Annotated in this window: 9 protein-coding genes; 3 read left to right on the top strand and 6 right to left on the bottom strand. The window is 39.6% G+C overall.

Features of this window, described 5'->3' with window-relative positions:
- Positions 1–86: 86 nt before the first annotated feature.
- Positions 87–3287, bottom strand: coding sequence for a T9SS type A sorting domain-containing protein (locus Q0064_RS02530; RefSeq protein WP_298143838.1), 3201 nt, complete (start codon positions 3285–3287; stop codon positions 87–89).
- 121 nt (positions 3288–3408) lie between these two features.
- The gene (gene bshC / locus Q0064_RS02525) at positions 3409–5013 is read right to left on the bottom strand and encodes a bacillithiol biosynthesis cysteine-adding enzyme BshC (RefSeq protein WP_298143835.1); all 1605 of its coding nucleotides are present in this window, start codon (positions 5011–5013) and stop codon (positions 3409–3411) included.
- A gap of 77 nt (positions 5014–5090) precedes the next feature.
- Between bshC and Q0064_RS02520 the strand changes: the two genes are divergently transcribed.
- Entirely contained in the window at positions 5091–7283 is a 2193-nt protein-coding gene (locus Q0064_RS02520) for a B12-binding domain-containing radical SAM protein (protein WP_298143832.1), read from the top strand.
- Between the two features lie 38 nt (positions 7284–7321).
- Here the strand turns inward: Q0064_RS02520 and Q0064_RS02515 are convergent, their stop codons facing one another.
- The 3 genes from Q0064_RS02515 to Q0064_RS02505 are packed head-to-tail and all read right to left on the bottom strand — an operon-like array spanning position 7322 to position 9656.
- On the bottom strand, positions 7322–7708 hold the full coding sequence (locus tag Q0064_RS02515) for a hypothetical protein (RefSeq protein WP_298143830.1): 387 nt from the start codon (positions 7706–7708) through the stop codon (positions 7322–7324).
- A gap of 6 nt (positions 7709–7714) precedes the next feature.
- The gene (locus tag Q0064_RS02510) at positions 7715–8395 is read right to left on the bottom strand and encodes a response regulator transcription factor (RefSeq protein WP_298143827.1); all 681 of its coding nucleotides are present in this window, start codon (positions 8393–8395) and stop codon (positions 7715–7717) included.
- Positions 8385–9656 carry a HAMP domain-containing sensor histidine kinase gene (locus tag Q0064_RS02505; RefSeq protein WP_298143825.1) on the bottom strand — a complete coding sequence of 424 codons (1272 nt, stop codon included), beginning with the start codon at positions 9654–9656 and terminating at the stop codon, positions 8385–8387. Before Q0064_RS02505 ends, Q0064_RS02510 begins: the two co-directional genes overlap by 11 nt.
- Before the next feature lie 200 nt (positions 9657–9856).
- On the opposite strand from Q0064_RS02505, the gene Q0064_RS02500 reads away from it, so the two are divergent.
- Both Q0064_RS02500 and Q0064_RS02495 read left to right on the top strand, forming a co-directional pair.
- Positions 9857–11281, top strand: coding sequence for a TlpA disulfide reductase family protein (locus Q0064_RS02500; protein WP_298143822.1), 1425 nt, complete (start codon positions 9857–9859; stop codon positions 11279–11281).
- Between the two features lie 10 nt (positions 11282–11291).
- Positions 11292–12359, top strand: coding sequence for a TlpA disulfide reductase family protein (locus Q0064_RS02495; RefSeq protein ID WP_298143819.1), 1068 nt, complete (start codon positions 11292–11294; stop codon positions 12357–12359).
- Positions 12360–12877: 518 nt separating this feature from the next.
- Here the strand turns inward: Q0064_RS02495 and Q0064_RS02490 are convergent.
- Positions 12878–13095, bottom strand: a 218-nt coding sequence (locus Q0064_RS02490) for a hypothetical protein (protein WP_298143816.1), incomplete at its 5' end; no start/stop codon positions are given.

The raw sequence follows: 13095 nt of genomic DNA, 5'->3' as shown, positions 1-13095 counted from the left end.
TACAACATACATTTTACTTTTCGGCAATAAAAAAAGCCCCGTTGAAACTAAATCAACGAGGCTCTTTTCGTATCTAATTCAAATTACTAGTTACGAACCAATTTGGCTGTATAGCTTCCGATTTCGGTTGAAATCTTGGCAAAATACATTCCAATCGGCAAGTTATTGGCATTTACTTTTGCTTGCACATCGTTTACTTGAGCTTCGTAAACTAATTTTCCAGTAATATCGAAAACGCTTACTGATTTAATTTGTGTAGAAGCTGCATCGATTGTCCAGCTATTATTTGATGGATTTGGATACGTTTTGATGTTTGCTTTATTGAATTCACCGACAGATGCTGGAATTTCGAAGTTGAATGCACCTGTTATTCTGTTAAAGCTTACGTTATAAGTTCCTTCTTCAACTGCAAATTCGCTTCCCGCGAGATTCGCAGTTCCTTGTGGGAAAGTACCGCTACCCCATTTAGTTGAATCTGTTTGGTTTTGGCGGAAATAAAGCGAACCGTTAACAAGTACTACTGCTTCTCGCGTGTAGTTGATACCATCGGTCGATGTGAATAAAAGATCATCTCCAGACGTTTCAGAAACCGCACTTCCAACTAAACTAATTTCAACAAAATCAAAGCTGTATGCCTTCGTACTTAAGTTGTAGTTAACGTTGAACACGTTTTCTGTAGTAGGAATATTTGGACCGTTTAATACGGCGATACCTGAAGGGAACGTATCAGAACTGAAATCTCCAGAACCAGGACCATTGTTTACCACAAAACGAACCGGACCACCAACAAACGCAATCGCTTTAGAAGAGAAGCTAACATTGTCTGTTGTAGTCATCATTATTGAACTTTCTTGTTCAAGTAAACCTGCACCCGCAATTTGAACGCTTATTTGAGGAGTAACGTTTTCAAGTTCGAAAGTGTATGCGCCTGTAATTCGGTTAAAAGTAATGGTATAAGAACCCGTTTCAGGAATATTGATTTCAGGACCATCTTGTGTTCCGATACCACTTGGGAAATCGGCGCTTCCCCAGTTTACAGCCCAGTTAGCATTTTCTCTGAATTTAAGCTGACCTGCAGTAAGGTCTGCACCAGAAGCTTGGTAATTGATACCGTCGGTTGTTGCTAAAAATCCATCAGGCCCGTCCCAACCAGCAACTGCTGGTCCGATGATACCGATTTCCACAAATTTGAAATCGTACGCGCCGGTTGATCTGTTGAAATCTACGTTATAACGATTCGCTACAACAGGAATATCTGGTCCATCTTGTACGCCAGTTCCTGTTGGGAAATCAGCGCTTCCCCAGTTGTTGCCATTCCAGTTTCCACCTTCGCGGAATTTCACTGGACCACCAACGAAGTTACGTGCTTTCAATGAGTAATCAACACCGTTTGAAGTTGTCATTTCTACTGGTGTAGTCCAGTTGATGAAACCATCGCCCAATAATTCGATTAGTGGAAAACCGGCGCCGGCAAAGTCGTAAGCACCTGTAAGGCGATTAAATGTTACTGAGTATGTTCCTGCTGGTACTGGAATATCGGCACCGTCTTGAACACCAACTCCGTTTGGAAAACCTGCAGCACCCCAGTTTACTGTCCATACATCGTTTTGTCTAAACTTAACTGTTCCTTCAAGGAAAGTAGTTTCTGGAAGTGTGTATATGATTCCGTTTGTAGTGGTTAAATTTAAATCAGTGTCGGAAGTTAGTGTTCCGTCTAACGCTGATCCGATTAGTCCGATTGATGGGAACTCGCCCACTGCAGCAAATTGATATGCTCCTGTTGAACGTGTAAACGTAACATTATACGTTCCGGCAATCACAGGAATATCATCGCCACCTTGGTTACCGATACCTTCCGGGAAGAGCGTGCTACCCCAGTTTACAGCCCAAGAATCGTTTAATCTGAACTTAGCTAATCCGTTTGTGAATGTATAATTAGAAAGTGTGTATGTTTCACCATCGGTTGTAACTAAATTAACGTCTGGACCTGCAAATCCGTTTGCGTTTACTGCTGTTCCAAGAATACCCACTGTTGGATGAGTTGGTGTTCCGATAAACTCGTATTGTAAATTAGTCGAGTAGAATTTAACGGTATAAACACCTGCGGTTACAGGAATATTTACTCCCGGATTTTGCGCAAAACCATTGGGGAAGTTTGGTCCTCCATAAGAAGTTACCCAAGCATCGTCTAAACGAAACTTCGCTTCACCGTTGGTAAAAGTGTAGTTTTCTAGCACGTAAGTGATACCATCTGTAGTAGTCATATTCACGTCATCTCCATCAAAACCAGAAGCTGAAACTGCAGTTCCGATGATACCTACATTTAGAGCAGGAATCGGTGTTTCGAAACTATATGCACCGGTGATTCTATTGAAGTTGACAGTGTAATTGCTTTCTGAAACAGGGATATTTGGACCATTTTGTGTTCCAACTCCCGTAGGGAATGTGTCTGCACCCCAATTTAAAGACCAAGAATCGTCTTGACGGAATTTCAATAAACCATCTACAAATGGATAATTGTAGAGCGTGTAATTAATACCATCTGTGGTAGTTAAGTTAATGTCCGGTCCATCAAATCCGTTCGTAGCGCCTGTAGCAGTACCAATCATACCAATACTTGGTAAAGTAAAGGAGTATTCGCCGGTTTGTAGGTTGAAATACACTTTGTAAAGACCTGCTGGTACGTTGATGTTTGCACCGTTAATAGTTGCAGTACCGTTCGGGAAAGTAGTTCCGCCGTAGTTGGTATCCCAAGCATTGTCTAGTCTAAATTTAACTTGACCTGCGGAGAATTGCGTATACGTAAGGTAATAATTGATTCCGTCTGTAGTGGCAAGATCGGTATCAGCTACATCAAATCCTCCCAAAGCAGTTCCCAAGATTCCTACAGAAGGAAAATTCGCTGTCGGTACAAAGGTGTAAGCACCTGTATCCGAATTAAACGTTACGTTGTAAACACCGCCAACAGTTTGGATATTCTGCCCGTTGTTTACGCCTGTGCCCGCCGGAAATTCAAGGGCACCCCAGTTAATTGTCCAAGCATTATTAGCTCGGAACTTAATACCACCTTCAACTCCCGTAGGCGAATTAGCTGTGGTAAGAACTAAATTCTCGTACGTCCAATTCACACCATCCGTAGAAGCCATCTGGTGCACGTCGATCGGACCTGGATTACCTGGTTCGCTTGGCCAACCTCCGGCTGCTTCTCCCACAATTGCAACCGATGTAACCTGCCCAAAAGTTAGTGCAGCAAACAACATTGCAATAAAAACGTAGATTTTTTTCATATCTGTACTTTTAAAGTGATTTTGACGCTAAAAGTACAAATATTTAACATTAAGAAATTGCGCAGAAATCGCTATTGTAGAAGCGAAAACGTTTTCGTGCTGATAACTTTTTGAAATAGTTTTACGAGTCGGCAATGAAGACCGCCAATTCGGCCTTAAAAGGTTCAAATTCTTGAAGTAAGGTGTCGATAAATGAGGCGCCGAATTCGGCATAAAAAACCGAAAAATTCAAGATGCGTTCCTGAAACTGATTAAATGGAAAAACAAACTGCCGCAATGCTAAAGCCCGCGCAATTTCATCGGCACTTTTTCGCTTCTGCGCAAGCAATAAACGCTTCTCTAATTTATCTAAACCGTTAAGCTGCTTTTTCTTTTGCGCCGCAACAGCACTAGCAAACGACCTATCGGTACGCGCAATCAAGCCTTCTAAATGTGCAAAGGTGTTTTCAACGACAGCTCGTTCGCGATCTAAACTCAATGGAAAATCTGCCGACTGCACCGCAACTCGATTACTTAAATCAGTAACCGACCGAAGTAAATCGTTTATTTCTAGCTGCAAACGTTCGATTTTTTGAAACTGTTTTCGCTGTAATATAACAGCGGCGTTTCTAAGTTTTAGGATGGGAAAAGTAACGCCCGCATCTTCGAACATGGATTTCAACTGCAACCAATACGCCAACTCCCCTGCTCCACCAATATAAACCAAATTGGGAAGAATCACTTCTTCGTAAAGCGGACGTAAAATAACATTCGGACTAAAACGCTCCGGAAATTCTTGCAATTCAATTTGCAATTCGCTTTCACTAAAAACAATATCAGTGTCTACTACGCGAAAGTGCTGGTCTTCTTTAACGATTCGGTTTCGCAGACCAGACGTAAGATAAAACAAATTGATTTCTCGCGGATTTACTTGAACAGCATACGATTTCAGCTTTTCGTTGGTAAGGCTTACAGCTTTGAAAGAAAATTGTTCGAATAACTCGCGTTTAACAAACGGAACAAAAAGTTGTTTTAGCGCCCGATCGTCGCCATCGACAATGATCAGCCCGGTATCACCAAAAAGCGTATTTACTAGTAAGCGTGTTGCAGCTGCTAGATTGGTGGCTTGCAAATACACTTTTTTGAACAAGGCTGCAATTTCTTGCGCATTCTTTCCGGTATTGAACTCCGATTCTAAAAGTTTAGCTATTTGTTCAAGACCAGCAGTATCTAATCGGCCAACGGCTCCTTGCGCTTGCTTTTGCCATTTGAGCTTGCCTTTTGTAGTAACTAAACTGGAAATTTCTTCAAAATCGTGATCTTCAGTCGCCATCCAATACAGCGGAACAAATTGATATTCTGGATATTGTGCCCGTAAAGCTTTCGCAGAATTAATTGCAGATACAATTTTGTAAATAAAGTACAACGGTCCGGTGAACAAACTTAATTGATGTCCCGTTGTAACCGTAAATGTGTGCGATTCTCGCAGCGCTGTTAAATTTGTTCGAACCGCTTCTGTGAGCTCAAAGCCTTGGTATTGCGTTTCTAACGCCCTAACCAAAGTTTGTCTGTGAAAATCTGAGTAATTCTCCGACTTTTCTTGAATTTGATCTGCGTATGATTCGAGGCGATCCGGACGATGATAAAAATCCCGAACCGCTGTAGCCTGCTGCAAATAATCGACTATCAGTTTGTTGAACAAACCAGTCTCTGTATACGGAATAACGCGCTTTTCGAATGTTGGCATATCAGGCAAAGTTACGCAAATTGAGTGGCTGGTTGTAGCATGGTAATTACATAACTTTGCACGCAAATCCGCAACGCTTGTCAGTCGTACTTTTTATACCGCCGTTTACCCAACTCAATACGCCATATCCGGCCACGGCCTACATTAAGGGCTTTTTAAATACGCAGGGTATTGAGTCGTTTCAAGCCGATTTAGGATTACAAGTTGCCGCTCGTATTTTGTCGAAAGCGGGTTTAGAAGCTGTTTTTTCTTCCACTTACGTGAATGGAAAAGCAGTTGCCCCAGATGTCGTTTCCGAGCGAATTTCGCAACTTAAAGAACAGTACATCCAGTACGTGGATCCGGTTGTGCGCTTTTTACAGGGAAAGAATCAAACTTTTGCCAACCAAATTGTTAACGGAATTTTGCCGGATGCCCAGCGAACGCAAGATGATACCGATTTAGAGTTTAGTTTTGGCAGTTTGGGAATTACCGATAAAGCGAAATATCTAGCAACGCGATTTCTAGAAGATTTAGAATACTTCATTGGTCTGCATGTTGATGAACATTTCGGATTTACACGATACGCCGAACGTTTGGGACGAAGCGCAAATTCGTTCGACAACCTATACGCAGCTTTGCAACAGGAACCGACATTTACTGATGCGCTGCTTTTTTCTGAAATCGACAAACTCGAACTGCCCCCAAATACCGAATTGATATTACTCACGGTGCCGTTTCCCGGAAATTTGTACAGCGCTTTTCGAATTGCACAGCATGCGAAAAAACGAGTTCCGAACGCTAAAATTGCACTGGGCGGCGGATTTGCAAACACCGAATTGCGGTCGGTTTCCGATCCACGTGTGTTCGAATTCATCGATTTTATCACACTCGACGACGGCGAAGCACCGATTTTACAACTCATTCACAACATTCGAGACAACAAATTCGATACTTTCAAACGCAGTTTTTTCTGCGAAAGCAACGAAGTACGTTACGTAAACAACAGTCTGATTCCCGATTTTAAACAAAACCAACTCGGAACGCCCGATTACAGCGACTTAAAATTAGACGATTACATGTCGCTTATTACTTTGGCCAATCCGATGCACAAATTATGGAGCGACGGTCGGTGGAATAAACTCACGATGGCGCACGGCTGCTATTGGGGAAAATGTACGTTTTGCGACATCTCGTTGGATTATATTGGCATTTACGAACCCGCAACAGCGAAGCTTTTGTGCGACCGCGTAGAAACATTGATTGCAGCAACCGGCGAAACTGGTTTTCATTTTGTTGACGAAGCCGCTCCACCTTCGCTAATGAAAGCGTTTGCTTTGGAAGTTCTTCGGCGAAAGCTCGTAATTACCTGGTGGGCGAATATCCGTTTTGAAAGAAATTTTACCGACGATCTTTGTCAGCTACTCGCTGCTTCTGGATGTATTGCGGTTTCAGGTGGTTTAGAAGTGGCTTCCGACCGATTGTTAAAACTCATAGATAAAGGAGTTACAGTAGCTCAGGTAGCTCAAGTTACACGTTCGTTTACAGAAGCTGGTATTTTAGTTCATGCGTATTTGATGTACGGGTATCCGACACAAACCGTTCAAGAAACCGTTGATAGTTTAGAAATGACACGTCAGCTGTTTGAATCGGGAGTGATACAATCGGGGTTTTGGCATCAGTTTGCGTTAACTGCTCATGCTCCGATCGCTAAAAAGCCCGAAGAATACGGTGTGAAAATTAAAGAAACCAAACACCAATTTGCTTTAAATGATCTTGAATTTACCGATAAAACGGGCATTGATCACAGTATTTTTTCAGCCGGATTAAAGCATTCATTGTACAATTACATGCATGGAGTTGGGTTTGAAATTCCGCTACAAGATTGGTTTGATTTTAAAACTCCAAAAACAACAATCCGAAGAGATTATATTGCGAATTTGCTCAATGCGCCAGAAGAATTAAAACTTAGTTCGCAAAAACAACTGATTTTTATTGGAAACGCGCCTAAGTTTGAAACCAAACTGGTGCAAAAAAAGGGTAGAGAATTCGAAGTGAGCGAACTCGTGTTTTTAACTAAAAACGCCGAAATTCGGATACGAGCTGATTTCGAAATCTTACAGTTATTAGCTGAGATTTGTTCTTTTGCTGCTGATTTCTTTGTGTCTGGCAAAAAATATATGTTGTCTGATGCAGCGTTACTTGCAGAAAAATCAGACTTAAACTTTACGGAATTAGCAAAAACGAAACCATATGTTTTAACTAAAAAAGCTGGATTACTTCTTGTTTAAAAAACAAATCTGTATTGAAAAGGAAATCCGAATTATTGCTAACGTCGTTCTCGTTTCTTGATGTATTTAGTGAAGAGTTCTTGTTGATCTGGATTTAAAACAGAGCGTACTTGTTCCTCAAACTTTTTTCGCTCCACGGCAATCGACTCCGCTTTTCCGTCGTTTGGCACATCGAGTAACATTATGGCATCAACTTTGGCTTTTAAATCACCCAAATATCCTTTAATAATTGCTGCTTGAAAATCATCCAGCTTAACTTCTGAAGTGAAATCCTTCATCGATTCCTCCAGCCAGTCGACTTTCTTCACTTTATTTGGTGGTACAACTGGAGCGCCAATCTGATTATTTCGTCCCATACCCGGACGCATTTGACTCATTGCCGCAACACTAAACAACACAAAAAACACTAAAATTAATTGTTTCATAATTAATTATTTAACGACAAATTTAAATCCAATTCCGTGTAGGTTTTCAATTTTAACTTTTTCATCACTTTGAAAAATTTTGCGTAAACGCGAAACGAAAACATCCAAACTTCTTCCCAAAAAGTAATCGTTTGTACCCCAAATTTCAACCAAAATCGTTTCTCTTTTCAAAACGGCATTTTTATTCTTTAAAAACAAGGTTAGCAAGGCCGCTTCGCGCTCGGTAAGTAGCGTGTTGCCGTTTGGTCCGACAACTTCATAGTTTTCTTTATTGAAACGAAAATCGCCAAAAATCTCAAAACTTTCTTGCGCAGTTGTTTTTCCAGAGCGTTTCAAAAAAACTTCTAATTTCAACAAGAGTTCTTCAATCGAAAAAGGTTTTACCAAATAATCGTCGGCGCCGAGTTTCAAACCGCGAATCCGATCTTCCTTCAAGGTTTTCGCCGAAAGAAAAATGATTGGAACTTCGGTATTTTGTTTGCGAATTTCCGTTGCAACTTCAAAGCCATCAAATTTTGGCATCATAATATCGAGCACACACAAATCGAAGTTTTCGCTTTTAAATGCCGCGATAGCTTGTTCGCCATCGGTACAATGACGCACTTCAAAACCGTTTTCCTCGAGATTTTCCTGGGTTAGAAATGCCAAAGTTGCGTCGTCTTCTGCGTATAAAATTCTAGCTTTCATGCTTCTTCATTTCAAACTGAATAATTAAACCGGATGGCTTGTTGTGTAAAGCTGTAATCTTCCATTTGTGCAAATTTGCCACGCGCTTCACATAATGCAAACCTAAGCCAAAACCGCGAACTTCGTTGCGTTTGCCCGTATTTTCACGGAAAAACTTATCGAAAACATGTGGTAGGGCTTTTGTTTGTACCCCAATGCCGTTATCGCCAAAACGCAGTAAAATGGCCGAAGCGCTTTCTTCAACAGCAATCGAAATTTCCGGACTTTGATTGCAGTATTTAATCGAATTATCGATAATGTTAAAAACAACATTTTTAAAGTGAAACGGATCGGCTACAAGCTCGAAATCGGCGTCAAATAAACGTTTGATTACCAAATCGGGAACTTTCAAGCGCAAATTGCCCTCCACTTCATTGAGTAAATCGGTAAATCGAATTCGCTCGACACAAATTTGCATGCCGCCGTGCTCCGATTTAGCCATGGTAAGCAAATTTTCGATGTGCTTGTTGAGTTGTAAACTTTGGTCGACAATAATCTTACTGTAAGCGTTTAACTTTTGGTGTTCCAGATTTTGCGTTTTCTTTTCCAAGTAATTGGAAGCAAGCAAAATAGATGAAAGCGGCGTCTTAAACTCGTGCGTCATGTTATTGATAAAATCGCGCTGTAATTCGCCGTACCGTTTCTGCTGCAACAACATAATTACCGAATACAAATAAATGAGCAGTATGAGCACTAAAGCGGCAGTTGCGAAAATCCACACCTTAAAATTGCCGAGTAAGTAACTGGTTTGTTCTGGGAACCTAATTGCGAAATAGTAAACGAACGATTTGTGTTTTGGAAATTCGATTTGGTGAGCCGTTTCGGGCGCGTGATCGCTCAATTGAACGAAATCGCCGTACACCATCTTATCGCTTTCGCAGTTGTACAGAGCGTATTCGAAATTGGTTTGAATGCCAAATTTTTGAAGTTCTTTTTTGAGATAAAACTCCAAAACTTGTGGTTCAAAATCGTTTTCAACATTAACCACGAAATAATCGTTTGCCATTTTACGCACCGGATTTACGGGCGGAAGCTCGTGGTTAGTGCCTTCATACAAACTCTTAACCACTTCGAGCAAAGCCAAACGCACGTTTCCGCTGAACTTTTTTTCTTCGAGATCGAAGGCTTCACGCGTCCATAAAATTTGGGCAATCAAAATACCTATGATGGCACAAAAGCCGGCAACAATGATGATATTGAGTTTAGAGAACTGAAATTTCATAGCGCAATTATACTGTTTTTGCTTCGGATTTTAGCCGCTTAACAACTCGTTAACAAGGTGTTGAAAGTGGTTGAATGACAGGTAGATTTAATGATCCTTAATTATAGTTATACATCATCAAAATTTTTAAAAATCTAACTTTATTCTATACTAAAAGGGATTAAATTCGTTATACTCATGTACCAAAAAACAACTTAAAAATGCGATATAAAGCACAAAAACTTACAACTTTACTGCTTTTTATCGTGCTATTCAGCTGTACAAACACGAAAGAGAATGCTAAAAATAGCAAATCGATTGCCAACAATACGTGTACGGTAATACTTGTTACTCCAAAAATCTTAGATACGATAAAACACTCGAAATCAAGTTTTACTATCATACCTAATCCGATTAGCTATTGCAAAGAAGGTAGTTTTCTCGAAGAAAAAATTACATACAAACAAGGAAAAACAGACACGCTAACGTTTAAAACTCCAACAGCAATTTACCTTTCGCTGCGATATGGTTTACAATTTGAAAATGTCTATAAAATTGCCGTTGGCGACACGGTTGTGATTACATTCAAAAATTATTTTCCCTACGCAACCCACAGACGAACTGGAACAGGGCAAAACGCGCTCAGTAATTTTAATACAAAAGAACCGCAAATTGAAGATGATTTAAGCTTTTACACCCGAACAGGCCGCTTTAAAAATGCAACTGAAAATACGAGCGATTCGCAGCGAACCGAAAAGCGCAACAATAAACTAGAAACGTATTTAAAAGCACTTTACCACCAAAAACAAATTGATTCCACTGAATATCAGCTTGGAATTATTTCGCTGGTAAATGTTCGCAAACTGCAAAATGAAAAACCAACTTCTATTTTAAGTCAATCATACAATTTCGCCTTGGCCGCAAACCGAGGTTTAGTGGTTTCTGCTTTTGAAAAAATACATAAACCGGTAATAATTCATTTGGCGAATCAAAGTTTGGTTGATTATGAAAGCTTATTTAAGCTGGTATTACAAGAAAATGGAATGCATGAAAAAACAAAAAATTACTTGTTGTTTTACTATTTGGAACGATTAGCAACTTTCAGTTCCAGTGAAACATTCAATAAACACTATGAGGAATTTTGCAAACATGTAACCGATAAAGAAACTGCCTCGTACTTCAAACGAAACTATCCAAAACGCTTCGCTAAATCTAGCTTACAAGCATCAAATGTAGCTTTACTAACTACCGATAAGCAAAAAACCAATTTAGATGAAATTTTAAAAACGCATCGTGGCAAGCTTATTTACGTTGATTTTTGGGCGAGTTGGTGCGCACCGTGTCGTGCCGCAATGCCTGCCTCAAAAAAATTGCAAAAAAAGCATCCCGAAGTTGTCTTTCTGTATATTTCGCTAGATGAATTTGCAGCTAAATGGCTTGCCGGTGCAAAACAAGAAAATTTAAACCCTCAAAATTCTTTTTTAGCTACTGAATATCCGTTTGGATCGTTTTTCAAAAAACAGGATTTAAACAGCATTCCGAGATACATGCTATTCGACAAAAAAGGAAATTTAATAAACAATGACGCACCTCATCCCGACGATAAACAAATCGAAGTTATTTTTAAACAGTCGTTGTCAAACTAAAATACCGCTTATGAAAAACCGTTTAATCGCCCTTTTACTTTTTGGAGTTTTCCAAACGTACTTTGCTCAAAATCAACAGAACGGATTCAAACTTAAGGGAAATATCCAGGGAGAAAATTACAAAGGATATATGTATCTCATGTATGATGGTAAAAAAGACAGTTGTTTGGTAATCAATAATAAATTTGAATTTCAAGGAAGCGTTAAGTACGCAAGTGGCGCATTGATTGGCACAGATTATTCGCCGGCAGATCGGGATATTTATCTTGAAAACACTGCAATTACTTTAAACGTTATGCTCAAAAATGAAGATTCAGCAGCGATTGTTCCAAAGTTGTATCCTATTGTACTGTCGTTAGAAGGAACCGAAACCGAAAAATTACAATCGGATTTTACCGTACTAAAATCGAGACTTGCTAATGATGAAAATTACCAGATTAAAATTTACGACAAGCTCGTTGATTTAGCGAAAAAGCATCCGCGTAACAGTTTTGTAGGCAATACGCTACTAGGACTTATCGATGAAGGCGTAATTTTCACAGCGGTACAATTACAATCGATTGTAGGTGCTTTAGATTTAGACTATCAAAATTCAAATGTGGTTCCGTTACTGTTGCAAGAAATTGAGCATCAAAAAAATCCGGAAATCGAGCAACGTATCATTGATTTTTCCTTGCCTAGTTTGGATAATAATGTGCTTTCGCCAACACAATTCGCTGGAAAATATTTACTAATTGATTTTTGGGATACTGCTTGTGCTCCTTGCCGAGCGCAATTCCCTGCGTTGAAAAAAATTTACGAAAACTACAGAAAAGCGCCTTTTAAAGAGGCGTCGGGCTTTGAAATACTAGCCGTTTCATTTGATAAAACCGCGGCTATTTGGAAAAAAACATTGGCAAAAGAAAAAGTTCGGTGGAAAAACGTTTTAGCAACCGAAGGTTTTAAATCGAAAGTGGCTATTGATTACCGTGTACGATTTATACCACACAACGTACTGTACGATGCCAACGGGAAACTCATTGCAAAAGATTTGTCGCCAAACGAATTGGAGGCTTTTTTAAAAAGTTGTATGAAATGAAAATGCTGTCTAATCTTAAAATCGACGTCGTTGCTATAACTATTTCAAAAAATAACTCGAACTACAAGGAACTTCAGTTGCAATTATTCCAGATTTTATGAAAATTTTTATTTTTCAGTAAACTTGCTGATAGAATTGTCCTCCTTTTGGGCGCGCCGGCAAAACAAACGTCGCTGCGCCAAGAAAGTGCTAGCCGTCACGTGTTCCGCTATATCTTTTTGGCAAAACGATAGTGGAAATACAATGCGCCAAAAAGGATGCCGCTGCACCCGTTCGCGCGAAAAAAGTACACAAAAACGTTAGTTCGAAAATACACACAAAATCAAATCTACGATGATGAACTTGTCATCAAGTCAAATCTGCAAAAGCTCAAAATGATCGACTTAACTTGGCGCAATCAATATGCGGTAAAACGATTGGAAGACCGCTAAAACTTTTATATCTCGGGTGACAAAGTAGTTTCGTTTACACAAAAACAGGCAAAAATGTTTGTAAAATTAAATCGTTATAACCTGAGTTCATTTAAAAATTGCGGTCAGAAAACAGATAAATGGTTGATTAATACCAATTGGATTTATAAAATAGGCTAGAGAAAAAAGGTTGTTTTTGAGGCAGAACAATGCAAAAAAATGTTGCATAGCAGCGCTACGGAAGATTTTTTTAAAGCAGTTATGACTTAAAAACATTTTTTTATCGGACTGTTTTATAGATCTAATTGGTATAACAGGCAGATTTT

It is taken from the genome of Flavobacterium sp., assembly GCF_027490375.1.
Classification (GTDB): domain Bacteria; phylum Bacteroidota; class Bacteroidia; order Flavobacteriales; family Flavobacteriaceae; genus Flavobacterium.
Note: the sequence above shows the minus strand (reverse complement) of the source record. Positions and strands in the feature narration are given on the sequence as shown.